Below are 26,405 nucleotides of genomic sequence, written 5' to 3' on the forward strand. Positions count from 1 at the left end.
AATCTTGTCCGCTTGGCCCGAAGACGAACGCGACCGCAAGCGCGCTCCGGCCCGCTTCTGAAGGCGCTGCAGCCCAGCCTCTGTTGTGCATAACGATGCCGCCGCGCAGCACACAATAGGCATAAACCGTACCAGAACAGGAAAAATGCAGGTGCCTACATAGACCCCGCATTTTTCAGACGGCCCTAGCAAGGCCAGATCCATCGATCTGCAGGCCTTGCAAAGCCCAACAAAAAACCCCGCTTTCGCGGGGTTTTTTGTTGGCTCAACAGAGATGTGCCACTCTCAGCCCATGTGCAGGCCACCATTGACCGAGAAGTCTGCACCCGTGGCGTACCCGCCCTCTTCCGAGGCCAGCCAGGCGATGATCGAGGCAATTTCGCTCGGTTCGCCCAGGCGCTTGACCGGGACGGTGGCAACGATCTTCTCCAGCACATCCGGGCGGATCGCCTTGACCATGTCTGTGCCGATGTAGCCGGGGCTGACGGTGTTGACGGTGACACCCTTGGTGGCCAGCTCTTGCGCCAGGGCCATCGAGAACCCGTGCATGCCCGCCTTGGCTGCGGAATAGTTGGTTTGACCTGCCTGGCCTTTTTCGCCGTTGACCGAACTGATGTTGATGATGCGACCCCAGCCTTTTTCCACCATGTCCGACACCACTTGTTTGGTGACGTTGAACATGCTGTTGAGATTGGTTTCGATCACGGCGTCCCAGTCTTCGCGGGACATCTTGAGGAACATGCGGTCACGCGTGATGCCGGCGTTGTTCACCAGCACGTCGATGGTGCCGTGCTCTGCCTTGGTCTTGCCGAAAGCTTCCACCGTGGAATCCCAATCACCCACGTTACCGACCGACGCATAAAACGTGTAGCCCAGGGCCTTTTGCTCGGCCAGCCACTTGGCGTGGTTCCGTGTGGGGCCACAACCAGCGATGACCTTGAAACCTTCCTTGTGCAGGCGCTGGCAAATGGCGGTACCGATACCTCCCATGCCACCGGTGACATACGCGACTTTCTGGCTCATGTGATTTCTCCTTGTTAGTGATTGGCTCAGGACCCACTCTACCGAAGAAATTGGACGCTGCCGTGAAGGAAAACACTGAAGCCCTTTCCTTTTTGATATATCCACATGCGTCACACCGTTGACGCACGACAAGCTTTGCGATGGGTCACAGGAATGGTGCCTTCAGATGCACCAAAACCAGGCAGCCACCGAGCGCATATTGAATGTTGTGCAGGAGAAAGACGGCCCTTAGAGGGGCCGCTAGGAACTACGCGTGCCGTGGCGCCAGCGGCAAGGATTCCCACCCCGGTTTGGCGAACAGATAGCCCTGCTGGTAGCGGACGCCCAGCGATCTCAGGTAGGCAGACTCTGCTGGGGTCTCAATGCCCTCGGCCACGATGTCGATGGATAAACGCTGGCATACCAGCACGATGCCGCACACAATCGCCTGACGCACCGGGTCCTGGTCGATGCTGCGAATCAGCTCCATGTCGATCTTGAGCACATGGGGCTGGAATTGAACCAGCATGTTGAGTCCCGCATAGCCCGCACCAAAGTCGTCGATGGCCGTGATGAGGCCCTGACGCCGGTATTCATTGAAAATGGACTTGAGGTGGGCGCCGCTGGTGACCTGTTCACCCTCGGTCACCTCGAACATGATGCGGTTGTGCGGAAAATCGAATTCCTCTGCCGCTTCCATGGTGGCGCGGATACAAGTCTCCGCCCGGTACACCGCGTTGGGCAGAAAATTGATGCTGAGCCGGCAGTCCGGCAAGCTGGCCAGTCCGAGGCGCGACGCGAGTTCAATCGCCTTGACGCGGCAGGCCTGGTCAAACCGGTAGCGGTTGGTGTCATCCACCCACGACAGCACCGTCCCGGCCGACTCGCCATCCACACCGCGTACCAGTGCTTCGTAGGCGAACGGACGATCCAACTCCAGATCCATGATGGGCTGGAACGCCATCGTGAAGTCGAACGGAAGCTGCGTCTTGTCACGACAGGATTGGCAGCCCACGGGTTCGAAAGGTTGGGCAAAAATGGTCACTGTCATGGGCAAAGATGGTAGCGCATCATTACAAACTTGCGGTCTTATGGTGCAGGTGCCGGGACAGCGTTTCTCGAGGCGCGCGCCGATCTGGATCGGAGAGTGTGATTCAGAGAAGGTTCTCTCAGACGCGATACAACACCCTCTGTACTTGGCTGCTAGAGACAATGACCCGTCCTGAATAGCGTTGACACCCAGGACGGTTAAAAACTCCAGCCGGACTATCCGGCCAATGACGCCCGATGCACTGCATCGGGCGTTTGCATTTTCAGCGACAGATGCGGTCGCTCGCAGTTATAGATGTCGACTGACTGCTCGACCATGCGTCTGGCCTGCCCCAGATCGGCGGGGCGCTGCAGCAAGAACTCACTCTTCAAGATGCCATTGACCCGCTCGGCCAGCGCGTTCTGGTAGCAGTCGTAGCCGTCCGTCATCGAGCAGATCACGCCGTGGCGCTTGTGCAGGGCCTGGTAGTACGTCGCGCAGTACTGGATACCCCTGTCGGAGTGGTGCACCAACTGTCGGCTGCTCTGTCGCCCCGAGAGCGCCATCTTCATGGCCTGCGCCACCTCTTCGGTCTGCAGGCTCTCATGCACGTGCCAGCCGACGATCTTCCTGGAATACGCATCCGTGACCAGGCTCAGATAGACGAACTTGCCGTGTGTGGGCAAGTAGGTGATGTCAGCCACCCAGACCTGCTCGCTGCCGCTGGCGTGGATCTGTTGCGGCCCTACCTTGAGAAGGTTCGGATGGTGCCTGAAGCGGTGGTGACTGTCTGTTGTCTTGTGATACGCCCGCCGGGGTGCCACCAGCAGCCTGGCATTGCGCAGGACGTCGAACATTGCATCGCGGCCCAAGTCGATGCCTCGGCGCTGTAGCGGCTCCTGCAATAAGTGGTGCAGCTTGCGCGTGCCTATGCGTGGTTGGCGCATGCGCTGCTCGCGCACCAACTCCACCACCGTCTGCGCATTCGCCAAGCGATCGGCCTCGCGGCGCCTACCCTGGTAATACGCCTGACGGCTGTGGCCCATATGCTGGCAAGCCCTCTTCACGCTCAACCCTGCGATGAGGTTTTGCGCGAGGACTTGCCCAAAGGCTTTTTTACGATGCGCACCCCATAGTCCTTGCGCAGCACGTCGATGACGGCTTCGAATAGCCTGGCCTTCTCCTGCGCCTGTGCGAGCTGCACCTGCAGCGCCTTGATCTGCTGCTCGGGCGTGAGAGCAACAGTGTTCTTCTTGTCTATCGGCATGGCTGCAGATGATGCCGCAGGACTCCAGCCCAGGCGACCGTGCTTGCGCAGCCAGACCAGAACCGTCGAGCGACCCTGGATGCCGTAGTGCTGCTGCGCCTGTTTGTACGTGAGCTCGCCTTTTTCCACCTGCTCCACCACCGCCAACTTAAAGGCCAGTGTGTAGTCGCGCTGCGTGCGTTTGACACTTGATTCCATGACACATACCCTTTTTGAAAGGTCCTCGTGTCAACGCCAGGCAGGACGGGTCACAACCAACAAAAAAGCCGCATCTCCATGCGGCCTTTTGAGGCGGGAGTAGATAGCACCTTCGATCAATGCATCGTCGGAACTACTCAGCTATCCCACGCTGAAGCTGACGCTTAACGCTCCACTGCCAGCGACACGCCCATGCCGCCACCAATACACAGTGCCGCCAAGCCCTTCTTGGCGTCACGGCGCTGCATTTCGTGCAGCAGCGTGACCAGAATGCGGCAACCCGACGCGCCAATGGGGTGGCCGATGGCAATGGCGCCACCGTTCACATTGACCTTGGCAGGGTCAATAGCCAGCTCCTTGTTCACCGCGCAGGCCTGGGCTGCGAAGGCCTCGTTCAGCTCGAACAGGTCCACATCGGCCGCATTCCAGCCTGCGCGCTGCAAGGCCTTGCGCGAGGCCGGCACGGGGCCCATGCCCATGGTGGCGGGGTCCAAGCCGCTCGTCCCAAACGCGGCGATGCGGGCCAGAGGCTTGAGGCCCAGGGCCGCAGCCTTCTTGGCGCTCATCACCACCACGGCGGCGGCGCCATCGTTCAGGCCCGAGGCATTGCCCGCCGTCACGCTGCCCGCCTTGTCGAAAGCGGGGCGCAGGCCGGCCAGGGCTTCGGCATTGGTCTTGCGGTTGAGGTATTCATCGGTGTTGAAGAGGATGGGGTCGCCCTTCTTTTGCGCCAGGCTCACGCCGACGATTTCATCGACAAACTTGCCGGCATCCTGCGCTGCAGCGGCCTTTTGCTGGCTGGCCAGGGCCAGGGCATCCTGCATGTCGCGGGTGATGCCGTATTGCTTGGCCACGTTTTCAGCCGTGATGCCCATGTGGTACTGGTTGTACACGTCCCACAGGCCGTCCACGATCATGGTGTCCACCAGCTTCCAGTCGCCCATGCGCTGGCCGTCGCGCGAGTTGGGCAGTACGTGCGGTGCCAGGCTCATGCTCTCCTGGCCGCCGGCCACCACGATCTCGCTGTCACCCCAGGCCACGGCCTGGGCAGCCAGCATCACGGCCTTGAGGCCAGAGCCGCACACCGCGTTGATGGTGAGTGCGGGGGTTTCCTTGGCCACGCCTGCTTTCATCGAAGCCTGGCGCGCCGGGTTCTGACCCACGCCAGCTGCCAGCACCTGGCCCATGATGACTTCGCCGATCTGGTCGGACGAGAGGCCTGCGCGGGCGATGGCTTCGCGGATCACGATGGCGCCGAGTTCGGCCGCGGGCGTCTTGGCCAGCGAGCCACCAAACTTGCCCACAGCAGTGCGGGTGGCCGAAACGATGACGATGTCTTCCATGGAATGTCCTTGTAGTGGTGAGTGGTGGTTCAGTGATTCTCGCAGCGACAAAAGTCAGGACTTTTGCGTATCAGGCTTTCTGCTTGACGTAGCGGCCGGGCGCGGGCTCGATGGCCTTGAATTTGGTGCCTTTGCCATAGGCCTTGGGCGCTGCAATCTGTTTGCCAGCATGGCTCTTGAGCCAGCCTGACCAATCGGTCCACCAGCTGCCGGGGTGCTCGGTGGCACCGTCCAGCCATTGGTCGAGCATGCCGGGGAACTTGCCGTCGGCGCGAATCCAGTGGCTGCGCTTGCCCTTGGCGGGTGGGTTGATCACGCCCGCGATGTGGCCTGACGCGCCCATCACAAAACGCTTCTTGCCTGGCAGCACCTGGGTGGATGCGTAAGCGGCCGTGGCGGGAACGATGTGGTCTTCGCGCGAGCCATAGATGTAGACCGGCAAATCGAGATTGCCCAGGTCCAGCTTTTCGCCGCACACCGTGAGCTTGCCTGGTTTGACTAAGTTGTTCTCCAGGTAAAAATTGCGCAGGTACCAGGCGTAGAACGGGCCGGGCAGGTTGGTGCTGTCGCTGTTCCAGTACAGCAGGTCAAACGGCGGCGGCGTTTCGCCCTTGAGGTAGTTGCCCACCACGTAGTTCCAGACCAGATCGTTGGGGCGCAAGAAGCTGAAGGTGGACGCCAGGTCCTGTCCCTTCATCAGCCCGCCATGGCCCATCTGCATCTCGCGGAACTTGACGAAAGCCTCGTCGATGAACACGTCGAGGATGCCGGTGTCGCTGAAGTCGATCAGCGTGGTAAGAAAGGTGGCACTGGCCACGGGCTCGTCGCCACGCGCAGCCAGCACCGCCAGCGCGTTGCTGAGGATGGTGCCCCCCACGCAAAAACCCAGCGCGTTGATCTGCTCGGCACCGGTGATGTTCTGTACCACGTCAATGGCGGCCATGGCGCCGTCTTCCACATAGTCGTCCCAAGTCTTGTGGGCCAGGCTGTCATCAGGGTTGCGCCAGCTCACCACAAAGGTGCGGTGGCCTTGTTCGACGGCGTAGCGGATCAGCGAGTTCTCGGGCTGCAGGTCGAGGATGTAGAACTTGTTGATGCAGGGCGGCACCAGCAAAAACGGCCGCTCGTACACCTTGGCGGTAAGAGGCTTGTATTCGAGCAACTGGAACAGTTCGTTCTCGTACACCACCGCGCCTTCGGTGGTGGCCACATTGCGGCCCACTTCGAACAGGCTTTCGTCGGTCATCGATACATGGCCCTGCGTGATGTCGTGCAGCAGGTTCTGCATGCCCTTGGCAATGCTCTCGCCCTTGGTCTCGATGGCCTTCTTCTGAGCTTCGGCATTGAAGGCCAGAAAGTTGCTGGGCGCCATGGCGGCCATCCACTGCTCCACGCCAAAGCGAATGCGGGCCTTGGTTTTTTCATCGGCCTCCACCGCCTCGGCCAGGCCCATCAGCGTGCGGGCGTTGAGCAGGTAGGCAGCCGCAGAAAACGCCGCCACGGGGTTGCTGGCCCAGCCTTCGCCGGCAAAACGCTTGTCTTTGACCTCCGGGGTGCCCTGCAGGCCCTGGGCCCACAGCTCCTGCGCTTCCTTGAGGTATTGCTGCTGCAACGCCTGCAGTTTGGTCTGCGACAGCTTCAGGGGCGCTGCGGCAGGTACCTGCGCCCCGAGGTCCAGTTTCTGAAACGATTGCAGCGCCTGCGACCAGCTTTGCCCGAAAATCTGCTGGAACTGCTGGGCGCTCTCGGCCCAGGGTGATTCAGAAGTCATGCTCATTCCTCAATGGTTGGTCGCTCGTAGCGGCTGGGGCCTGATTTTTGTTTCGCGGGTTCATTGTTGCCCACCCCATGGGGCATGGCAACGAATTCAACGCTTTCAGTACACACAAATCAATGTACCTCATCGTCATCGCCTGGACCTACGTCACGCTCATGATGGCGGTGGCCGAGGCCACCAGCCCACAGGGCACTGTGCTGGGCGCCATCATCACGTTTGCGTTGTATGGCCTGCTGCCCATGGGCATTCTGGTCTACATCCTGGGCACGCCGTCGCGCAAGCGCAAGATCAAGGCGCGAGAGGCGGCCGAACAGGCCGCGTATGACGCGGAACAGGCCGCAGCCCTCATGGCCGATGCGGGTGCCGAACCCGCAACGTCAGCCGCGCCAGATGCAGGCGGCAAAACGCCCGCTGCCGCCGAGGGCAGCGCTGTCGCGGCGGTGCGAAAAGAACCGTGAGACCTGCGTGACGGTACACCACGGCGCGGTGCTGTCATTGCCGTAGATGGCGGTGATGCCCATGGCTTGCAGACGCAACCGGGCCAGCCCTGCCAGATCGCACAGGTACTTGCCCGGAGCATCGGGCCGGGCTACAAAGCACCGAGCAGCCGCAGGGCCCAGGGCACCCGGGGCGTCGCAGAACGCGGCACGCACCTCCGCCCCGACCTCGAAAGCTGTGGGGCCGATGCAGGGGCCCAACCAGGCCAGCGTGTGGGCAGCAAGCTCTGAAGTGACCAGAGAGGCTGGCGCCGACGCTCCGTTTTTGATAGCTACCGAGGCATGACGCACTAGCGCTTCATGATAAAAATGCTTGAAAACCGATTCCAGCACGCCCTGCCCCGCGTGCCCGGCCAGTCCGCGCCAGCCGGCGTGGGCCGCAGCCACCACCAGGCCTGAGCGGTGCGCCAGCAACACGGGCAAGCAGTCGGCCACCATGATGGTGCAGACGGCTCCGGGTGCGCTGGCCACGCAGGCGTCGGCCTCTGTCCCGTCGGGCGTGCCCGCATCGAGCAGCGCCACGCCATCGCCATGCACCTGGTTCAAGAACACTGCACGCGCGCCCGGGGTGGTGGATTGCAAGGCGGACTGCACGATCTGCCGGTTGGCGGCCACCGCCTGCGGATCGTCGCCCACATGGGCGCCCAGGTTCAAGTGGTCGTACGGTGCGTGGCTCACCCCACCCGCTCGCGTGGTGCACAGCGCATGCACACCGGGCGGTGCAGGCCAGTCGGGCACCAGCCAGTCTGCGTGCTGGCCCTGTACCGACGAAGACGCAGCCGTCACGCTTCGTTGTCCGGGCACGCCGAGGGCTGCGCCTGCTGGAACGCGGGCAGTGCCATGCAGGCCTCAAACGCGCCCATGGTGCGCGGCAGGCCATCCAGGCTGACCTTGAAGCGCTGGGCATTGAAGATCTGCGGAACCAGGCAGCAGTCGGCCAACGTGGGCGTGTCGCCCCAGCACAGCACCGAGGGCGCCATGCCCTGCGCAGCGCGTTCTTGCGCCAGCAGGTCGAGTTGCCGCTCGAACGCCTCCAGCCCACTGCGCACCCAGTGGTGGTACCAGGCGTTCTTGGCATCCTCGTCCACCTTCAGTTCATGCACCAGGTACTTGAGCACACGCAGGTTGTTGATGGGGTGGATTTCGCACGCCACCATCTGGGCCAGTGCGCGCACCCGGGCCCGTGCCAACGGGGTGGCGGGCAGCAAGGCAGGCGTGGGATGGGTTTCGTCCAGGTACTCTATGATGGCCATGGACTGCGACAGCGCCGTGCCGCCATCGGTCACCAGGGTGGGCACCAGCGCGTCGCCAATACGGCCCGCGTAATCGGGCGCCTTGTGCTCGCCCTTGACCAGATGCACAGGCATGTAGTCGTAGGGCAGGCCCTTGAGCTGCAGCGCGATGCGCACGCGGAACGAGGCGGAGGAGCGGAAGTAGTTGTAGAGCTGCATGGCGGAGCGGTGCCTGGGGTCGATCAAACAAGGAATGAAGCCTGTGCGGCATGGCGCCGACAGGCCAGAGAAAGAGTGCGCCCGGCGACCAAGGGCATATCCGTCAGGCGCCCGATGTGCCCGCCGGGTCCTGGTGGTTGTAGACGACTTTGGAGAGCAGCACCATGAGGTCGGCGCTTTCCTGGGCGGTGAGCGGTGCCGTGAGGCGTTCCTGCACGCGTTGGGCGGCGTCGCGCATCTGCAGGGCGGCCACTTCGCCCTCGGGGGTGATCCACAGCAGCTTGCGGCGGCGGTCGCGGGTGTCGGGCTCGCGGCGGATCCAGCCGCGCTTTTCCAGCCGCCCGATCACCGAGCCGGACGTGGCTGCATCGAACGCCACGCGGGCCGCCAGGGTCACCTGGTCTTCGCCCGGCTGGGCCAGCAGTTCGTGCAGGATGGCGAACTGCACCGGCGTCACGTCAAATCCGGCCGTCTCTTCCATAAAAAGTGCCACGGTCCGCTGGTGGGCGCGGCGCACCAGGTGGCCCGGCGTGTTGTGGAAATCGAAGCTCTTTGCCATGGGCGCGAGTGTAGCGCCCCCCAGCAGAGGGCCTGCGCCCATGGCACACTGCCACACTGCGGCGCGCACGGTACTGCGCCCGGTTTTCTGACAGCATTCCCAGAACCATTGAAAGGCAGACATGAGCTACGTGTTTCCTCCAGCCCCCGTGGTCAGCGTGCCCGTGGTGGGCAGCGGCGAACGGTTTCCGGTACACCGCATTTACTGCGTGGGCCGCAACTACGAAGAACACGCCAAGGAGATGGGCTTCACCGGCCGCGAGCCACCCTTCTTCTTCCTCAAGCCTGCGGATGCCATCGTGGTCGTCAACCCAGGCGAAACCGGGCAGCTGCCCTACCCCAGCCTCACGGCCAACCTGCACCACGAGATCGAACTGGTGGTGGCCATTGGCAAAGGCGGCAAGAACATCCAGGCTGCCGACGCTTTCAGCCACATTTATGGCTACGCCGTGGGCCTCGACATGACCCGCCGCGACCTGCAGAACGACATGAAGAAACAGGGCCGCCCCTGGTGCATCGGCAAGGGCTTTGACGCCAGCGCGCCCATCGGTCCCATCAGCCCGGCAGCGCAGGCAGGCGATGTGGCCAACGCGCCCATCTGGCTGCAGGTCAACGGCGCCGACCGCCAGCGCAGTACTGTGACCCAGCTGATCTGGAATATTGCCGAGACCATCGAGCACCTGTCGGCCGCGTGGGAGCTGCAGCCCGGCGACCTGATCTACACCGGCACCCCCGAAGGTGTGGGCGCTGTGGTGCGTGGCGATACGCTCGAAGGCGGCGTGGGCGGCCTCACGCCTTTGCGCCTGACCGTGGTCTGAGCGCCACCGGGCGGCCCTGCCGCCCGGCCAGGTGAACGCAATGCTACGATTTTCATAGCTGGTAGCGCATATTGCACTAGCGCTACTAGCCCATTTGACCCTCAAACCCCTGCATGACCTACCGCAGCCCCATCAAACATTGCCGCGCCTGTGGCACCGCCGTGGTGTACCGCCTGCCGGACGACGGCGACACCAAACAGCGTGCCGTCTGCCCCGCGTGCAACACGGTGCACTACGAGAACCCGCTCAATGTGGTGGGCACGGTGCCCGCGTTGCCCGATGGCCGGATCCTGCTGTGCAAACGCAACATCGAACCCCGGTGGGGCAAATGGACGCTGCCTGCAGGCTTTATGGAGCTGGACGAAACCACGGCCCAGGGGGCGGCGCGTGAGACCGACGAAGAGGCTGGCGCGCAGATCGAGATCGGCCCCCTGTTCAGCCTGCTGAACGTGCGCCGCGTGGGCCAGGTGCACCTGTTCTACCGCGCCACGCTGCTGAGCGACCAGTTCAACCCGGGTTACGAAACCATCGAGGCGCGGCTGTTTGCCGAAGACGAGGTGCCCTGGGACGAGCTGGCGTTCCGCACCGTCAAGGAAACGCTGGAGTGCTACTTTGCCGACCGCAAGGCGGGCACCATGGGCATGCACTTCATCGACATCGAATAGGCGCGGCCATGACGGTTGCCACCTCCACAGCATCACCCGCAAACACCACGCAGGCCAGTGCGCCGCCGGATGGCCTGCCCGCCTACCGCCTGCTCACCGGTCCCGACGACGCCAGCTTCTGCCGCCGCGTGAGCGACGCGCTGGCGCTGGGCTATCGGCTGTACGGCTCTCCGGCGGCCACCTTCAACGGGCAGACAGTGATCGTCGCCCAGGCCATCGTGTGGCCGGGCGTGGTGGACTGACACGATCCTCGTCGCCGAGCATCATCCGGCGGCTCGCAAACCCCGCGCCGCGCCCACTCATTCGCCCCCCACCCGCTCCTCTGCGGGCACCGGTGGCGACACCGAACCCGGTGGGTCGGTCGTGACCGGCGGCAAACCGCCCGCACCCGCAGGCCGGGGCGGCATGCCGGGCACCGGCGCCTGCTGCGGGTCGGTGCGGAACAGGCCACGAATCCAGTCACGCATGGTGCTCAGCGAGCTGTCGGGCGGCGGCGGTGGGCTGGTGTCGAACTCGTCCACAAACCGGTCATTGCCGTCAATCACCTTGTTGCGAATGGCCTGCTGCATGAACTCGCCCACCATGGGCAATGCACTGCGCGCGCCCTGCCCCCAGTAGTCGCTGCGCAGCGTGATGCGCCCGTCGTTGAAGCCAGCCCAAGCCCCCGCCACCACGCGGGTGTGCATCAGGATGAACCAGCCATCGGTGTTGTCTTGCGTGGTGCCGGTCTTGCCCGCCACGTCGGCCTGGATGCCATAGCGCGTGCGGATGGCCGTGGCCGTGCCCCGGTCCACGGCGCCGCGCATGGTGTTGCGCAGGGTCTGCGCTGCCCGGGGCTGGAAGACCTCTTCGGGCACGGGCTTGGCAAAGGTCTCCAGCACCTTGCCATTGCGGTCTTCGATGCTGGTGATGAGCACGGGCTCCACATAACGGCCCAGGTTCACGATGCTGCTGTAGGCCGAAATCATTTCCTTGAGCGTGACCGGGCTCGTGCCCAGCGCCAAGGAGGGCACCTCTTCCAGCTTGGACTGCCGCACGCCCAGGGCGCGCGCCACTTCGGCCACGCGGGCCGGTCCTACCTGCTGCATCACCTGGGCGGTGATGGTGTTCTTGGAGAACGCCAGGCCGTCGGCCAGCGTCATGGGCTGGTCGCTGGGCGGGCCGCCATCGGTGGGGCGCCAGACGCGGCCGCCGCCCAGCGGGATTTCGACGGCGGTGTCCATCAGCGTGTCTTCGGGCGTGGCACCGTTGGCAAACGCAGCGCCATACACAAACGGCTTGAAGGTAGAGCCCGGCTGGCGGCGCGCTGCCTGCACGTGGTCAAACGGGTCTTGCGCAAAGTCGCGACTGCCCACCCAGGCCAGTACATGGCCGGTGACCGGGTCTTGCGCCAGAAAGCCCGCTTGAACGCGCGTCTTTTCGGCACGCAGCTTGGCCATGAAGGCGGCGTCGTCCAGCAGTGCCTTCAGCGCGTCGTCGGGAGTGTCGCCCTTGTCCACGGCCGCGCGGTACTCGGCGCTCTCGCGCACCAGCGTCTGCACCAGCTCGTTTTTGGGGCCCCAGCCATTGCGCTGCGACCAGGCGGTGTCGGCCACACCTTGCAATTGCCGACCCTGCCGCGCCACGGCCTGGTTGGCATAGGCCTGCAGGCGCGAATCGATGGTGGTGCGAATCACCAGACCGTCCGAATACAGGCTGTAGCCCTTGCTGTCGGCCCAGTCGATGAGCTGCTTGCGCAGCTGGATCGCAAAGTGCGGCGCCGGGCCCATCACCTCCGTCTGGCGTTCGAAGTTGATGCGCAGCGGGCGTTTTTGCAGGGTCTCGAACTGCTTGGCATCGAGCTTGCCCCGCTTAACCATCTGCGACAGCACCGTGTTGCGGCGGGCCTGCGCGCGCTCGGGGTTGAGCACCGGGTTGTAGTAGGCCGTGCCCTTGAGCATGCCAATCAGCGTGGCGCTTTCCAGCACATTGAGCTTGTCGGCCGACTTGTCGAAATAGGTGCGCGCGGCCATCTCGATGCCATAGGCGTTGTACAGAAACGGCACGGTGTTGAGGTAGGTTTCCAGGATCTCGTCCTTGGAATACGACGCCTCGATCTTGAGCGCGGTGATCGCCTCCTTGAGCTTGCGCGTGAGCGTGCGCGAGCGCCCGATTTCCTCCGGGAACAGGTTGCGCGCCAGCTGCTGGGTGATGGTGGAGCCGCCCTGCGGGTCCCCGCGCAGCGTCAGCACCACCGACGACGCCGTGCGCCGCCAGTCCAGCCCGAAGTGCTTGTAGAAGCGGTGGTCCTCGGTTGCTATCAGCGCGTCCACCACGTTGGGCGAAATCTGGTTCAGCTCCACCCATTCGCGGTTGGCCCAGCGGTATTCGGCCAGCAGCTTGCCGTCGGCCGACATGAGCTGCGCCGGCAGCTCGCTCTTGGCCTTGCGGATGTCACTGATGCCGGGAGTAAAAGGCACCAGCGCCAGCGTGAACACCAGCAGCGCAGCGGGCACCGCCACCACCGTCCACAGCAGCAGGCGCCGCACGGGCCGGGGGACCCAGGCCAACAGGCCCGCCATGCGGGCCCGGAAAGAAAGCAGCCAGTTGTGCATCAATGAATCGCCGGGAAATAAGGGGGCGCTTCAGGACCGCCCCACCAGGGGCCGGTCAGCAAGGAGAAAGGGGAATGAGAACGCGAAAAGAGAGTCGGGCATGGTGCACCGTGCTCCGTCAGACACCCTGGCCTGACAACAGTTCCAGCATGCCGGCTTCGTCGAGCACGGGCACACCCAGTTCCTGGGCCTTGGCCAGCTTGCTGCCTGCTTCTTCGCCCGCCACCACGTAGCTGGTCTTTTTGCTGACGGAGCCCGCCACCTTGGCGCCAGCCGCCTCCAGCAGGTCTTTGGCGGCGTCTCGGCTCAGGGTGGGCAAGGTACCGGTCAGCACCACCGTCTTGCCCGCCAGGATCTGCGGAGCGCGCTCGGCCACCGGCCCCTCGGGCCAGGTCACGCCGCAGGCGCGCAGTTGCTCGACCACTTCGCGGTTGTGCGGCTGTTCAAAGAAGGTGCGGATGGCCTTGGCCACGATGGGGCCCACGTCGTTGACGGCCAGCAGCTGCTCTTCCGTCGCATCCATGATGGCGTCGAGCACTCCAAAATGCCGCGCCAGGTCCTTGGCCGTGGCCTCGCCCACATGGCGGATGCCCAGGGCAAACAAGAAGCGCGGCAGCGTGGTCTGCTTGGATTTTTCGAGCGCCGCCAGCACGTTCTGGGCCGATTTCTCGGCCATGCGCTCCAGCGCAATCAGCGAGGTCAGGCCCAGTCGGTACAGGTCGGGCAGTGTGCGGATCACGTTGGCATCCACCAGCTGGTCCACCAGCTTGTCGCCCAGGCCCTCGATGTCCATGGCGCGGCGTGCGGCAAAGTGCAGGATCGCCTCCTTGCGCTGCGCGGCGCAGAACAGGCCGCCGGTGCAGCGGTGGTTGGCCTCGCCCTTTTCGCGCACCACGGCGCTGCCGCACACAGGGCAGGCTGTGGGCATGCGGAAGTTGGGCACATAGCCCAACCTTTGCCCGGGCATCACACCCACCACCTCGGGGATCACATCGCCCGCACGGCGCACGATGACGGTGTCACCCACGCGCACGCCCTTCTTGCGGATCTCGAACAGGTTGTGCAGCGTGGCATTGGTCACGGTGACCCCGCCCACAAACACCGGTGCCAGGCGCGCCACAGGCGTGATCTTGCCAGTGCGCCCCACCTGCACGTCGATGCCTTCGATCTTGGTGGCCATCTCCTGCGCCGGGTACTTGTGCGCCACGGCCCAGCGCGGTTCGCGGGTCTTGAAGCCCAAGTCACGCTGCAGCTGCAACGAGTTGACCTTGTAGACGACGCCGTCGATGTCGTACGGCAGCGCATCGCGGCTGGCACCCACCTGCCGGTGAAACGCTACTAATTCAGTAGCACCCACCGCAATCTGTACCTGCGCTGCGACCGGAAATCCCCAGGATTTCAGCGTCTGCAGCATCTCGTAGTGCGTGCGGAACACCGGCCCGCCCTCGGCAGGCGGCGTGATCGCGCCCAGGCCGTAGGCAAAAAAACTCAAGGGCCGCTGGGCGGTGATGTTGGAGTCCAGCTGGCGCACTGCGCCAGCGGCAGCATTGCGCGGGTTCACAAAGGTCTTGCCGCCCTGCTCCCGCTGACGCTCGTTGAGTGCGTCGAAGTCGGCACGGCGCATGTAGACCTCGCCACGCACTTCGAGCACAGAAGGCACGCCGTCGGGCAAGGTCAGCGGAATCTGGCGGATGGTGCGGATGTTGTGCGTCACCTCCTCGCCCACCTCACCGTCACCGCGCGTGGCAGCCTGCGCCAGGCGGCCGTTTTCGTAGCGCAGGCTCATGGCCAGGCCGTCAAACTTGGGCTCGGCCACGTATTCGATGGCAGGGTCGGCATCGGTCAAGCCCAGCTCGCGCCGCACGCGGGCATCAAACGCCTGGGCGCCTGTGGCCTCGGTGTCGGTTTCGGTGTGGATGCTGAGCATGGGCACCGTGTGGCGCACGGGGGCCAGGCCCTCCATCACCGCACCAATCACGCGCTGCGTGGGCGAATCGGGGGAGACCAGATCAGGGTGCGCGGCTTCCAGCGCCTGCAGCTCGCGGAACACGCGGTCGTATTCGGCGTCGGGCACGGTGGGCTCGTCCAGCACGTAGTACTGGTGTGCCCACTGGTTGAGCTGGTCGCGCAGCGCTTTGATCTTGATAGCTGGCTGCGCTTGATCCACGGGCGCTGGGGCCGAAAAAAGATCCAAACTCTCGGTCATGGCCGCACCAGCGCTCAGCTGAACAGGCGCCGCGCCAGCACCGACCCCGCCGACAGGTCCCGCCCATCGAGCTGGTCGTACAGCAGCTCCAGGTCGGCGGCGATCGGGTCCATGGCCATCGCAGGCAGCGGTGTGCCGTTCTGGTCGCAGAGCACACCGTCCATGGCCTGGCACAGGGCGGCGGCCACGTCGCGCAGGCGGGCGAAGGGTTGCTCGGTGCGGTGGACCTGGGCGACATCGAGACTTAAAGTGATGTCGCGAATGGCGGACTGGTCCGGGTCGTCAGCCAGGGCAGCCTGGGTGTCGTAGCCCAGCGTGAGCAAGGGCGGTAGGCCCTGGGTGCTGGCAGGCAGCACCAGGCGGCCGGGCATGGCGCCGGGCACAAAGCCCAGGCGGGCAGCGTTTTGCTGCACGTAGCCCGGGCTCCAGGCAGCCTGGCGGGCGCGCAGCATGAACATCAGCTGGGCATCGTGGTCGCTGGCGAACTGGTCCAGCTCGCGAGCACGGGCCACTTCCTGCAGCATGTCGGGGAAGTCGGGGGCAGCGTTAATGGCGTCGGCAAAGGCCTGGGCCTTGACCACGAACTCGGAAAACTCGATCTCGTTGAGCGCGCCCATGCGGTTGGCCAGTTGCACGCCCGCCTGGAAGGACTGGTAGCGTTGGCCGGGGGCCGGGGTTTCCCACTGCTGGGTGGCTTCGTTCAGGCCTTCGATGGCAAAGGGCTTGCTGCCTGCGCGGCGGGTGGGCGGCAGCGCGGCCAGGGCCGCGTCGCCGGACACCACATGCTCGGGCTGTAGCGAGGCGATCACATCGATGAGCGGGTCCAGCCCCGGGCGGCGCTCGGGCGAAAACGGTGGTACGGGCAATTGCAAGGCATCGCCTGCGTCAACATTGTGTTCAGACGGCTCCGGCCCCCGGTCCAGGCCGTGGAACTCGCTGGGTGGCATGGCACCGGTCGCGCCAGTGTCAAAGCCGGGTTCCAGGCGCTGCGCGGGCTCCGCCGCCGGGTCGTGCTCTGTGGGCAAGGCGCGCTTGGGCGCGTTGCGGCGCGAGGTCCAGGCGTTGTAGGCCACGATCAGGGCCAGCACCAGGCCACCGATGATGGCCAGACTCAGTTGCAATGTGCTCATGTTTGAATGAATGGGTTCAAGCGTCCACCATCGATAGGGCCGACTCCATGTCCACTGCCACGATGCGCGACACGCCCTGCTCCTGCATGGTCACGCCGATCAGTTGCTCGGCCATTTCCATCGCGATCTTGTTGTGGCTGATGAACAGAAACTGTGTGCCCTTGCTCATGCTGGACACCAGCTTGGCATAACGTTCGGTGTTGGCGTCGTCCAGCGGCGCGTCCACCTCGTCCAGCAGGCAGAACGGAGCTGGGTTGAGCTGGAAGATGGCAAACACCAGCGCGATGGCCGTGAGGGCCTTTTCACCGCCTGACAGCAGGTGGATGGTCTGGTTCTTCTTGCCGGGCGGCTGTGCCATCACCTGCACGCCGGAGTCGAGAATTTCGTCGCCGGTGATGATGAGCTTGGCCTGGCCGCCGCCGAACAACTCCGGGAACATGCGGCCAAAGTGCGCGTTGACGGTGTCGAAGGTGCCCGAGAGCAGCTGGCGCGTTTCGCCGTCGATCTTGCGGATCGCGTCTTCCAGCGTGTTCATGGCCTCGGTGAGGTCGGCGGTTTGCGCATCCAGGAACACCTTGCGCTCGCTGGCCAGCTTGAGCTCATCCAGCGCGGCCAGATTGACGGCACCCAGGGCCGTGATCTCGCGGTGCAGGCGGTCGATTTCGCCCTGCAGGCCGCCGATGCGCACATTGCCTTCCTCGATGGAGCGGGCCACGGCCTCCAGGTCGGCCTGGGCGTCTTGCAGCAAGGTGGTGTACTGCTCCAGGCCCAGGCGCGCGGCCTGTTCCTTGAGCTGGAACTCGGTGATGCGCTGGCGCAGCGGGTCGAGGGCGCGCTCCAGCTGCATGCGGCGCTCGTCGCTGGCGCGCAGCTTGGTGGTCAGGTCGTCGTATTCGCTGCGCTGGGCGGCCAAAGCCTTCTCGCGCTCCATTTTGAGTTCCAACGCGGCCTGCAGGCCGCCTTGCGCTGCGGCATCCGACAGGCGGGCAAGCTCATCGCGCGCACGCTGCTCTTCGTCGGCCAGGGCCTTGGCTTGCTGGGTGGCGGTTTCTATAGAGCGATTCAATTCGGCGCGGCGCGCCTCCAGGCTGCGCTGCGAGAACGTGGCCTCTTGCGCCTGGCGCTCCAGCGTGCGCTGCTGTTCACGGCAGGCGGCCAGCTTGCGCTCCGCCTCGATCACCTTGTCGCCCAGCTGGGCCTCGCGCTCCTGGCTGTCGGCCAGTTGCATGTCCAGCTCTTCAAAGCGCGCCTCCGCGGCCACACGGCGCTCCTGCAGGTCGGCCAGCTGGGCCTCGACCTCAGCCAGGTCGCCGTCGATCTGTGCGCTGCGGGCGCGGGTCTGCTCGGCCAGTTGCGTCAGGCGCAGGGTCTCCACCTGCAGCTCGTGCGCACGGCTCTGGGCCTCGGTCGCTTCGCGGCGGGCGGACACCAGGCGCTGCGAGGCATCGGCATAGGCGGCCTCGGCGCGGACCAGGGCGGTGCGCGATTCTTCGGCGATCAGGGCCTGCGCGCGCAGTTCCTTTTCAAGGTGTTCGATCTCTTGCGCGCGGGCCAACATGCCGGACTGCTCGGAGTCCTGCGCATAAAAGCTCACGCTGTGGGCGCTGACGGCATGGCCCGTGGGCACAAACACCGTCTCCCCAGGTTGCAGCTGGCTGCGGCGGGCCAGGGCTTCGTCGAGCGTGGGGGCCGTATAGCAGCCCTGTAGCCAGTCGGTGAGCACGGCGCGCAGGCCCGCGTCATTGAGGCGCAGCAGATCGGACAGGCGCTGGTGCTGGGACGGCGCCTCGGGCTGGCCGGCTGCAGGCGCGCTGTAAAAGGCCAGGCGCGCCGGGGGCGCATCGTTGCCGCCGGAGCCCAGAAAACCGCGCACCATGTCCAGGCGGCCCACTTCCAGCGCCGCCAGACGCTCGCGCAGCGCGGCTTCAAGGGCGTTTTCCCAGCCCTTTTCGATGTGGATGCGGCTCCACAGACCTTGCAGGCCATCGAGGCCGTGCTTGGCGAGCCAGGGGCGCAGCTTGCCGTCGGTCTTGACCTTTTCCTGCAGGGCCTTCAGGGCCTCCATGCGGGCCGACAGCTCGGCCTGGCGCGCACTTTCGGCGTTCACCGCCTGCTGGCGGGCGCGGCGGTCTTCGTCCAGCTGGGGCACGGACTCCTGCAGCTCGTACAACCGTGCCTCGGTGGTTTCGGCAATCTCCTGCGCTTCTTCGAGCTGCTCGCGCAGGTTGTTCAGGCGGGCTTCATCGGGCGCGGCCAGCGCGTTGCGGTCGGTACGCAGGCGTTCAAAGCGGGCGTCCAGCTGGCGGCTTTGTTCGTCAAAGCTGCGCTGCTCGGCGGCCAGCACGCCAATCTGCTGCTGTACCTGCACGACGCTGCTGCGCTGCTCGGCCGTGCGGGCCTGGGCCTGGCGCAAGGCTTCTTCCAGGTCGGGCAGCTGCATGGCCTGCTCTTCGACCTGGGCGGCGAGCAGTTCGGCGCGCTCTTCGGCGTCCACACCGGCACCGGCCAGGTTTTCCAGCTCCACATCGGCGTCTTCCTTGCGGGCCTGCCACTGGGCGATCTGCTCGGCCAGTTGCACCAGGCGCTGTTCCACGCGCTGGCGGCCTTCAACCACGTAGCGGATCTCGGCTTCGAGCTTGCCGACCTCGGCCGTGGCTTCGTAGAGCTTGCCCTGGGCCTGGTTGACCTGGTCGCCTGCAGCGTAGTGGGCCTGGCGGATGGTTTCGAGGTCGGACTCGACCGCGCGCAGGTCGGCCATGCGCGATTCGAGGTCGTTCACGGCCTGCAGGCCATCGAGGCGCACCTTGTTCTGCTGCTCTTCGGCCTCGGCCCGCTTCAAAAACCACAGCTGATGCTGCTTGAGCGTCGCGTCTGCATGCAGGGTGTTGTACTTGGCGGCCACCTCGGCCTGCTTTTCGAGCTTTTCGAGGTTGGCGTTCAGCTCGCGCAAGATGTCTTCGACCCGCGTGAGGTTCTCGCGCGTATCCGACAGGCGGTTTTCGGTCTCGCGACGGCGCTCTTTGTATTTGGAGACGCCCGCCGCTTCCTCCAGGAACAGCCGCAGTTCCTCGGGGCGCGATTCGATGATGCGGCTGATGGTGCCCTGGCCGATGATGGCGTAGGCGCGGGGGCCGAGGCCGGTGCCCAGAAACACGTCCTGCACATCGCGGCGGCGCACGGGCTGGTTGTTCAGAAAGTAGCTGCTGGTGCCATCGCGGGTGAGCACGCGGCGCACCGCGATTTCGCCAAACTGGCCCCACTGGCCGCCTGCGCGGTGGTCGGAGTTGTCAAACACCAGCTCCACACTGGCGCGGCTGGCCTGCTTGCGGGTGGTGGTGCCGCTGAAGATCACGTCCTGCATGCTCTCGCCGCGCAGCTCGCTGGCCTTGCTCTCGCCCAGCACCCAGCGCACCGCGTCCATGATGTTGGACTTGCCGCAGCCGTTAGGCCCCACCACGCCGACCAGTTGCCCGGGCAGCATGAAATTGGTGGGTTCAGCGAACGACTTGAAGCCGGAGAGCTTGATCGAGGTAAGACGCACGGATCAGATGGCGGGTAGATGCAGAAGAGACGCGGCGGTCAACCAGGGCGCCGGTGCGCAGTCCCGGCGTACAACACACCGGCAGGGCCGGGTATGGGCAAGGCCGGAATGATACCGCGCCGCCTGCCCGGCCCCGGGGCGCAAGGGCCGCCAGGGGTGCCCGCAGGCCGGCTGGCACCAAAAATCCAGCCAAATCGGCCTGATGCGCTAGTGCAATATGGTTTTATTGCTATCGATTTTGATAGCCAAAGGCGACGACCATCAAGGCAGCACACACACTTGGTTACGCCCGCCCGACTTGGCCTTGAACAGAGCTTCGTCCGCGCGGGCCACTGCCTGGGGCAGGTGCTGCAGCGCGGAGATCTCGCACGCGCCAATGGACACGGTGAGCTGCTCGGGCTCGGTGATGCCCTCCACCGCGCGGCGCAGCTTTTCGGCCACCTTCAGCGCGTCGGGCAGTGCGGTCTGGGGCAGGCAGACCAGAAACTCCTCGCCGCCCCAGCGAATGATCTCGTCGCCGCGCCGCAGGGCATCGGTCAGCACCCTGGCCACTGCCTGCAGGGCCTTGTCGCCCGCATCGTGGCCAAAGCGGTCGTTGATGCTCTTGAAACGGTCCAGGTCCATCAGCAGAATCGACGAAGCGGGCTCGAACAGGGAGGCCCGGTACACACGCCGGTCGATCAGGTCCACCGCGTGCCGGTTGAGCAGCCCGGTCAGCGCATCGTGGTACGCGGCGCGCTGCAGCTCCTGGCGCTCGGCGGCCACGGTCATGAGTGAGCCGAACAGTTCAGCCAGCCCCGCAAACAGGCTCTCGCCGACCTCGTCAAAGTAGCCATCACGGTCGGCATACAGCACAAAGATGCCGCTGTAGCCATTGAAGGTGGAGGCAATGGGCAAGGCCAGCACATGGTGGATGCCGTGGTGGCGTGCCGCCTCGCGCCAGGGGCCAAACGGGGAAAGCTGGGACACCGTGAAAGGGCCCGCAGACTTGCCCTCCAGCGTGGTGAACGCGGGGCCGATGCGGGTGAGCAGGTTGCGCTCGATGGTCAGCGACTCGGCATAAGCGACCGCCGGGCCTGCGTACACCTGCGGGCGGATGGTCTGCGTGTCGGTGGGGCCGAACCAGGTCCACGCCAGGCGGATGTGACTGGTGACATCCACAATGGCCTGGCACACCCCGCGGATGATCTCCAGTTCACTGCGCCCCAGGATCAGCTTGGCAGAGCGCTTGAGCAACATCTCGGCAATCACCGAGCGCTCGCGTTGCGCGTCAAACCCTGAGACTGCAGGGCTCTGTGGTGTAGAAGCGGACGGCGGAGACTTCTTGAAAAACATGGAAACGACAGCGGTCAAGCGCCCGCATCATAGGTGGCGCGGCCAGCCTGCGGGTGCAAAGGGTCTACGGCGTCGCGTTGCTGGCCGCACCCCTTCCCTGGCCCCGCACGCCCGGCGCAGGGCCGATGCCATCAATGGCCTCCATCCAGGGTGCCATCCAGTGCACCGTTCGTGCGGCGAACCAGTGCCTCGAACTCGGCCACGGCCACGGGCGGGCTGAGCAAAAAGCCCTGCCATGCGTGGCAGTGATGGCGCTCCAGAAACTCGCGCTGCGCCTCGGTTTCCACGCCCTCCGCGATCACGCGCAGGCCCAGGCTGGTACCCAGGGCCACCACCGTGCGCGCAATGGCGGCGTCGTTGGGGTCGGTGAGCACGTCGCGCACAAAGCTCTGGTCGATCTTGAGCTGATCCAGCGGCAGGCGCTTGAGATAGCTGAGCGATGAATAACCAGTGCCAAAGTCGTCCAGCGAAAAGCCGACACCGTAGCCTCGCAACTGGCCCATCTTGTCGATGGTGTCTTCCACGTCCTGCAGCAGCAGGCCTTCGGTCATCTCCAGCTTGAGCTGGTGGCCGTCGACCCCTGCCCCCGCGAGTGCGGCGAGCACCTGGGCCACAAAGCCCGTCTGGTGGAACTGCCGGGGACTCACGTTGACCGCCAGGCTTAGCGTGGCCAGGTCGGGCTGCTGGGCCCACGCGGCCAGGCGGCGGCAGGCCGCCTGCAGCACCCATTCGCCCAGCGGCAGGATCAGGCCGGTTTCTTCGGCCAGCGGGATGAAATGCGCGGGCGAGATGAAGCCGTCGCGCGGGTGCCGCCAGCGCAGCAGGGCCTCGGCGCCGATGATGCGGCCGTGGTCGATCTGGGGCTGGTAGTACAGCTCGAACTGGCCCTGGGCCAGGCCCACGCGCATGTCCAGCTCTAGCGTAGCGCGGGCGCTGACCACTGCCTGCATCTGGGGGTCATAAAAGCGCAGGGTGTCGCGCCCCGCATTCTTGGCCTGATACAGCGCCAGGTCGGCGCGCTTGAGGAGTTCATCCACCGTCTCGCGTGTGCCGCTGTAGATGGTGACGCCCATACTCAGCGAGCTGTGGTGCGCGTCGCCGTCGATCTGGTACGGCTCGCGCAGCACGCCCAAGATGCGCTGGCCCACGTCTTCGGCGCGGGCGGCGGCCTCTTCGGGGCTGTCGCCCAGGTCTTCCAGCACCACCACAAATTCGTCGCCGCCCTGGCGGGCCACGGTGTCGTCCTCGTGCACACAACTGCGCAGGCGGTGCGCCACCTGCAGCAGCAAGGCATCGCCCCGGTCGTGGCCCCGGGTTTCGTTCACCGTCTTGAAGTTGTCCAGGTCCAGCATCAGCAAGGCGCCGCTGCGGTGGTGGCGCGCGCTGGTGGCCAGCGCCTGCTGCAGCCGGTCCATCAGCAGGCGGCGGTTGGGCAGGCGGGTGAGCGGGTCGTAGTAGGCCAGCTGGTTGATCTCTTCCTCGGCAGCCTTGCGCTCGCTCAGGTCCTGCATGGTGATCAGGCGCCCGCCTTCGACAAAGATGCCGGAGATCTCCACCGGCTTGTATTTGCCGTCAGCGCAGCGGATCGTGTATTCGGCCAGCGGGATGATGCCCTGGTGAGAGGTATCCAGCAGCCGCTGGCGGATGGCCTCCCGCTCGGTGGCGTCGGGGTAGGCGCGCTGCCACCAGGTGTTGGTGTCGGGCACTTCCTCCTGCGTGTAGCCACAAATCTGCACATAGCGCGCGTTGCGAAAGCTGATGAGACCGTCGTCCTGCACCAAACACAGGCCCATGGGCAGGCGCTCCAGGATGCTGCGCAGGCGTTGTTCGTTGGCGCGCAGGTTTTCTTCCATGCGCTTGCGGGCTGTGATGTCCTGCACCACGGCAATGTGGTAGCCCGGCGCCGAGCCCGAGGCCCACATCGACGACACGGTGAGGTCGCCCCAGACCTCGTGCCCGTCCTTGTGGATGTAGCGTTTTTCCAGCCGGTATTCGGGCACATCGCCGCTCTGTAAACGCCGGACATGGGCCAGGTCCGCCGCCAGGTCGTCGGGGTGGGTGAGGCTCTGAAAGGTCATGCCCACCAGTTCCTGCGGGCTGTAACCCAGGATGTCGGCGTAGCGCTGGTTGACGCGCACGAACTGGCCGGTGGCCGAGTCCACTTGGGCCACACCCACGGTGGCCTGGTTGAACAGTGCCCGAAACCGTTCCTCGCTCTCGCGCCGCGCCTCGTCGGACAGTTGGGCACGCACCAGCGCCAGCGTGCGCTGGCGCACCAGCAAGGCCACGGTGGACGCCAGCAACAGCGACACCAGCGCTGCGGCCAGCCCCGCCAGCCATGGCAGGCGGGTTTCAGACGGGGTGAGGAACGACCGGGTGGGGTAGAAGGTGAGCTGCCAACGCCGGTCGTGCACCGCCAGCACACGCACCAGGGGCCGGGCCCCGGGCAGGCCAGGGGCGGTCTGCTCCAGCAAGGGCCGCACGACGTTGTCACCCGAGTTGGGGCGCACGGGCCCCAGGTCGTCCATGGCAACGGCGATCCCGTTCAAATACCCTTGGCTGCCCAGCCCCTGCACCAGGTCATAGACCCGCAGCGTGGAGGCCACCGCACCCACAAAACGCTGCTCGGCCGTGCCAGCCGTGGGGTCGAACACCGGCACGCGGATGACGATGCCCGCGCGGTGCGAGGATTCCTGCAGCAGGTCGAACGGGGCGGACACCACGGTCTGCCCGCTGTCGCGGCTGTAGCGCATGGCCGCCAAGTTGGCGGGCTGTGCGCTGATGTCCAGCCCCAGCACACCCTCGTTGCCAAACATCGGCCAGAGGTACTCGGCCACAAAGTATTCGGGCCGGTCACCGGGCGGGTGGATCTTGAACTGGGGCAAGCCTTCGGGGGACAGCGAGGTGTCGGCCCGCACCCGGGCCTCGTAGGCCTCGCGCTCGGGCCCGGGCACCCAACGCGTGAAGGATAGGTTGCGCACGCCGGGGTACCGCTGGCCCACCTCCATCTCGCTGGCAGCCCGTTCAAAGTCCAGGCGCGACAGGCGCGGGTTGGCGGTGAAAAGGCCCCGCAGCCCATTGACCACCTCGGTATGGCCTGCGATGCGCTGGCTCAGTGCGTCGGAGAACGCCCTGGTCTCCTGTATGAAGCGGGCCTCCTCAATCTGGGCCATCGACGCTGCCTGATGCTGCGCCAGCCACAGGCTCAGCACCAGGCCCAAGGCAGCCACCCCAATGCCCGCCACCCAATGCCGATAACGGCTTTGGGGCGACTGCGCAGCCAGCGGGGAGGGATGGAAAGAAGTCAGAGACGCACCTTTGCGTTACCAGCCCCCAATGGGGCCGGAGGCCATGCAAGTTGCGCAGGATAGCGGCAATCCAGCCCCCGTAGAGCCAACATTTGGTTACGGCGAAAAATTTAAGAAAAAAGTGCCTCCAGCGCCACAGTGGCATGCCTGACAAGCTATGAATTGATGAGCATATTTCATAGTCCACGCACCCACGGGTTTACCCGATGGCTGCGCCCGTGGCCACCGGGTACGGCGCAAACCGGCTGTGGTTTTCGTTCACATCCAGCGCCCGCCCGATGGGCGGAAACGCGCGCTGAGGGCAGGCGTCGCGCTCGCACACCTTGCAGCCCATGCCGATCGGTACGGCGGCCTCGGGGCGTGCCAAGTCCAGCCCGCGCGAGTACACCAGCTGCGGCGCGTGGCGAATGTCGCAGCCCAGCGCCACCGAGAACTCCTTGCCCGGCACGCCCCACCCGCCCCCGCTGCGCGACACGGTGCGCGCCACCCACAGGTAAGCCCGCCCATCCGGCATGCGCGCCACCTGCGGCACGATGCGCCCGGGCTGTGCAAAGGCCTCGTACACGTTCCACAGCGGGCAGGTGCCGCCGATCTTGCTGAAGTGAAAGTGGGTGGCTGACTGCCGCTTGCTGATGTTGCCCGCGCGGTCCACGCGGATGAAGAAGAAGGGCACCCCCCGCGCACTGGGCCGCTGCAGGGTGGACAGGCGGTGGCACACGGTCTCGAAGCCCACGCCAAACTGCTGTCCCAGGCGGTCGATGTCGTAGTGGTGCCCCTCGGCCGCCCGCGAAAAGGCGGTGTAGGGCAATACCAGCGCCCCCGCAAAGTAGTTGGCCAGGCCAATGCGCGCCAGCGCCCGGGCCTGGTCGCTCGATAAACCCGCACCAGCGGCCAGGCGTTGCAGCTCGGCGCCCTGCTCCAGAAACGCCAGCTGCGTCGCCATCTGAAACGCGCGCTGCCCCCGCTCCAGCCCGGCCGCGAGCTGCAGCACGCCGGTTTCGGACTGGAACACCCGCTGCGCCTGCCCCGGCAGGTCGGCCACATCCACCACCCGCACGCCGTGGGCGGCCAGCAGGCGCTGGGCCAGCGCCTCGTCCGCACGGCCGGGCTGCAGGCCCCAGTCGGCAGCGCACCGCTCCGCGGCGTCGTCCAGCTCGGCGATGTGGTTCTGGCGCGCAAAGAAGAAGTCGCGCACTTCTTCATAGGCCATGGGCGGGTGGTGGGCCATGACGCCCTCGCCGCCCCGGTCGTTGCCCAGGGCGGCCAGGCGTTCGAGCGCCTGGCGGTGCCGCCGGTGCAGCGCGAGCAGCGTGCGCGCCACCGCGGGCATGCCGGCGGCCAGCTCGCGGATTTCGGCGAGCGACACAGCATCGCCCGCGCCCTCCCCGCCCACACCTGCGGGCAGGTCGGCCAGCACCTCGCGCAGGCCGGTGATGAGGCGCGCCTCATCGTCATCGGAGAACCGCTGCACATCCACGCCAAACACGGCGTTGATCTTGAGCAGCACGGGCACCGTGAGCGGACGCTGGTTCTGCTCCAGCTGGTTCAGGTAGCTGGCCGACAGGTCCAGCGCACGCGCCAGCGCCACCTGGGTCATGCCGCGTTCTTCGCGCAGGCGGCGCAGGCGCACGCCCATGAAGGTTTTTTTCATCGTTTCTTTCGCTGTGGAGTGGCGTCATTCATTT

Annotated in this window: 19 protein-coding genes; 4 read left to right on the plus strand and 15 right to left on the minus strand. The window is 65.4% G+C overall.

Annotated features, from left to right (window positions below; translation table 11 throughout):
• Window positions 1–285: 285 nt before the first annotated feature.
• The 5 genes from phbB to C380_RS12270 form a co-directional block, all read right to left on the minus strand.
• Window positions 286–1,023, minus strand: coding sequence for an acetoacetyl-CoA reductase (gene phbB, locus C380_RS12245; RefSeq protein WP_015014170.1), 738 nt, complete (start codon window positions 1,021–1,023; stop codon window positions 286–288).
• 247 nt (window positions 1,024–1,270) lie between these two features.
• A complete protein-coding gene (locus tag C380_RS12250; protein ID WP_015014171.1) occupies window positions 1,271–2,053 on the minus strand; it encodes an EAL domain-containing protein in 783 nt (260 codons plus the stop codon).
• A 215-nt stretch (window positions 2,054–2,268) separates the two neighbouring features.
• A protein-coding gene (locus C380_RS12255; protein WP_369750442.1) for an IS3 family transposase occupies window positions 2,269–3,497 on the minus strand; the annotation gives its coding sequence in 2 pieces (ribosomal slippage) (window positions 2,269–3,152 and window positions 3,152–3,497; 1,230 coding nt in all).
• 164 nt (window positions 3,498–3,661) lie between these two features.
• Complete coding sequence (locus C380_RS12265) at window positions 3,662–4,840, minus strand: acetyl-CoA C-acetyltransferase (RefSeq protein WP_015014172.1); 1,179 nt, start codon at window positions 4,838–4,840, stop codon at window positions 3,662–3,664.
• A 70-nt stretch (window positions 4,841–4,910) separates the two neighbouring features.
• Window positions 4,911–6,611, minus strand: a complete 1,701-nt coding sequence (locus C380_RS12270) for an alpha/beta hydrolase (protein WP_015014173.1) — start codon at window positions 6,609–6,611, stop codon at window positions 4,911–4,913.
• Window positions 6,612–6,733: 122 nt separating this feature from the next.
• Here C380_RS12270 and C380_RS12275 point away from each other — a divergent pair, with 122 nt between their 5' ends.
• Window positions 6,734–7,075, plus strand: a complete 342-nt coding sequence (locus tag C380_RS12275; RefSeq protein WP_015014174.1) for a hypothetical protein — start codon at window positions 6,734–6,736, stop codon at window positions 7,073–7,075.
• On the opposite strand, the gene C380_RS12280 is transcribed toward C380_RS12275, so the two are convergent.
• The 3 genes from C380_RS12280 to C380_RS12290 all read right to left on the minus strand — a co-directional run bounded on the left by C380_RS12280 (window position 6,995) and on the right by C380_RS12290 (window position 9,124).
• Entirely contained in the window at window positions 6,995–7,918 is a 924-nt protein-coding gene (locus C380_RS12280) for a polyphenol oxidase family protein (RefSeq protein ID WP_238544015.1), read from the minus strand. The genes C380_RS12275 and C380_RS12280 overlap by 81 nt on opposite strands.
• A complete protein-coding gene (gene maiA / locus C380_RS12285; RefSeq protein WP_015014176.1) occupies window positions 7,897–8,565 on the minus strand; it encodes a maleylacetoacetate isomerase in 669 nt (222 codons plus the stop codon). The genes C380_RS12280 and maiA overlap by 22 nt, the downstream gene beginning before the upstream one ends.
• A 103-nt stretch (window positions 8,566–8,668) precedes the next feature.
• On the minus strand, window positions 8,669–9,124 hold the full coding sequence (locus tag C380_RS12290) for a MarR family winged helix-turn-helix transcriptional regulator (RefSeq protein WP_043566498.1): 456 nt from the start codon (window positions 9,122–9,124) through the stop codon (window positions 8,669–8,671).
• 121 nt (window positions 9,125–9,245) lie between these two features.
• Between C380_RS12290 and C380_RS12295 the strand changes: the two genes are divergently transcribed.
• The 3 genes from C380_RS12295 to C380_RS12305 all read left to right on the plus strand — a co-directional run bounded on the left by C380_RS12295 (window position 9,246) and on the right by C380_RS12305 (window position 10,848).
• On the plus strand, window positions 9,246–9,941 hold the full coding sequence (locus C380_RS12295) for a fumarylacetoacetate hydrolase family protein (RefSeq protein WP_015014178.1): 696 nt from the start codon (window positions 9,246–9,248) through the stop codon (window positions 9,939–9,941).
• Between the two features lie 113 nt (window positions 9,942–10,054).
• Window positions 10,055–10,606, plus strand: a complete 552-nt coding sequence (locus C380_RS12300; protein ID WP_015014179.1) for an NUDIX hydrolase — start codon at window positions 10,055–10,057, stop codon at window positions 10,604–10,606.
• 8 nt (window positions 10,607–10,614) lie between these two features.
• On the plus strand, window positions 10,615–10,848 hold the full coding sequence (locus C380_RS12305) for a DUF1737 domain-containing protein (RefSeq protein WP_015014180.1): 234 nt from the start codon (window positions 10,615–10,617) through the stop codon (window positions 10,846–10,848).
• Between the two features lie 57 nt (window positions 10,849–10,905).
• On the opposite strand, the gene C380_RS12310 is transcribed toward C380_RS12305, so the two are convergent.
• From C380_RS12310 to C380_RS12340, 7 genes are all read right to left on the minus strand, one after another.
• Window positions 10,906–13,200 carry a penicillin-binding protein 1A gene (locus C380_RS12310; protein WP_015014181.1) on the minus strand — a complete coding sequence of 765 codons (2,295 nt, stop codon included), beginning with the start codon at window positions 13,198–13,200 and terminating at the stop codon, window positions 10,906–10,908.
• Window positions 13,201–13,318: 118 nt separating this feature from the next.
• Complete coding sequence (gene ligA / locus C380_RS12315; protein WP_015014182.1) at window positions 13,319–15,406, minus strand: NAD-dependent DNA ligase LigA; 2,088 nt, start codon at window positions 15,404–15,406, stop codon at window positions 13,319–13,321.
• A gap of 14 nt (window positions 15,407–15,420) precedes the next feature.
• Window positions 15,421–16,536, minus strand: a complete 1,116-nt coding sequence (locus tag C380_RS12320) for a cell division protein FtsZ (protein ID WP_015014183.1) — start codon at window positions 16,534–16,536, stop codon at window positions 15,421–15,423.
• A 16-nt stretch (window positions 16,537–16,552) separates the two neighbouring features.
• Window positions 16,553–20,077, minus strand: coding sequence for a chromosome segregation protein SMC (gene smc / locus C380_RS12325; protein ID WP_015014184.1), 3,525 nt, complete (start codon window positions 20,075–20,077; stop codon window positions 16,553–16,555).
• A 261-nt stretch (window positions 20,078–20,338) separates the two neighbouring features.
• Entirely contained in the window at window positions 20,339–21,412 is a 1,074-nt protein-coding gene (locus C380_RS12330) for a diguanylate cyclase (protein ID WP_015014185.1), read from the minus strand.
• Window positions 21,413–21,543: 131 nt separating this feature from the next.
• Window positions 21,544–24,648, minus strand: a complete 3,105-nt coding sequence (locus C380_RS12335) for an EAL domain-containing protein (protein ID WP_238544120.1) — start codon at window positions 24,646–24,648, stop codon at window positions 21,544–21,546.
• Window positions 24,649–24,919: 271 nt separating this feature from the next.
• A complete protein-coding gene (locus C380_RS12340) occupies window positions 24,920–26,371 on the minus strand; it encodes a short-chain fatty acyl-CoA regulator family protein (protein WP_015014187.1) in 1,452 nt (483 codons plus the stop codon).
• Window positions 26,372–26,405: the final 34 nt, after the last annotated feature.

Origin of the sequence: Acidovorax sp. KKS102 (assembly GCF_000302535.1) — a bacterium.
Classification (GTDB): domain Bacteria; phylum Pseudomonadota; class Gammaproteobacteria; order Burkholderiales; family Burkholderiaceae_C; genus Acidovorax.

Bases quoted from the DNA above. Each gene is read 5' to 3' on its own strand.
- phbB (WP_015014170.1), bottom strand. From the start codon at position 1,023: ATGAGCCAGAAAGTCGCGTATGTCACCGGTGGCATGGGAGGTATCGGT.
- C380_RS12295 (WP_015014178.1), top strand. From the start codon at position 9,246: ATGAGCTACGTGTTTCCTCCAGCCCCCGTGGTCAGCGTGCCCGTGGTG.
- C380_RS12265 (WP_015014172.1), bottom strand. From the start codon at position 4,840: ATGGAAGACATCGTCATCGTTTCGGCCACCCGCACTGCTGTGGGCAAG.
- C380_RS12270 (WP_015014173.1), bottom strand. From the start codon at position 6,611: ATGACTTCTGAATCACCCTGGGCCGAGAGCGCCCAGCAGTTCCAGCAG.
- C380_RS12290 (WP_043566498.1), bottom strand. From the start codon at position 9,124: ATGGCAAAGAGCTTCGATTTCCACAACACGCCGGGCCACCTGGTGCGC.
- C380_RS12340 (WP_015014187.1), bottom strand. From the start codon at position 26,371: ATGAAAAAAACCTTCATGGGCGTGCGCCTGCGCCGCCTGCGCGAAGAA.
- C380_RS12330 (WP_015014185.1), bottom strand. From the start codon at position 21,412: ATGTTTTTCAAGAAGTCTCCGCCGTCCGCTTCTACACCACAGAGCCCT.
- ligA (WP_015014182.1), bottom strand. From the start codon at position 15,406: ATGACCGAGAGTTTGGATCTTTTTTCGGCCCCAGCGCCCGTGGATCAA.
- C380_RS12320 (WP_015014183.1), bottom strand. From the start codon at position 16,536: ATGAGCACATTGCAACTGAGTCTGGCCATCATCGGTGGCCTGGTGCTG.
- maiA (WP_015014176.1), bottom strand. From the start codon at position 8,565: ATGCAGCTCTACAACTACTTCCGCTCCTCCGCCTCGTTCCGCGTGCGC.
- C380_RS12250 (WP_015014171.1), bottom strand. From the start codon at position 2,053: ATGACAGTGACCATTTTTGCCCAACCTTTCGAACCCGTGGGCTGCCAA.
- C380_RS12305 (WP_015014180.1), top strand. From the start codon at position 10,615: ATGACGGTTGCCACCTCCACAGCATCACCCGCAAACACCACGCAGGCC.
- C380_RS12275 (WP_015014174.1), top strand. From the start codon at position 6,734: ATGTACCTCATCGTCATCGCCTGGACCTACGTCACGCTCATGATGGCG.
- C380_RS12310 (WP_015014181.1), bottom strand. From the start codon at position 13,200: ATGCACAACTGGCTGCTTTCTTTCCGGGCCCGCATGGCGGGCCTGTTG.
- C380_RS12300 (WP_015014179.1), top strand. From the start codon at position 10,055: ATGACCTACCGCAGCCCCATCAAACATTGCCGCGCCTGTGGCACCGCC.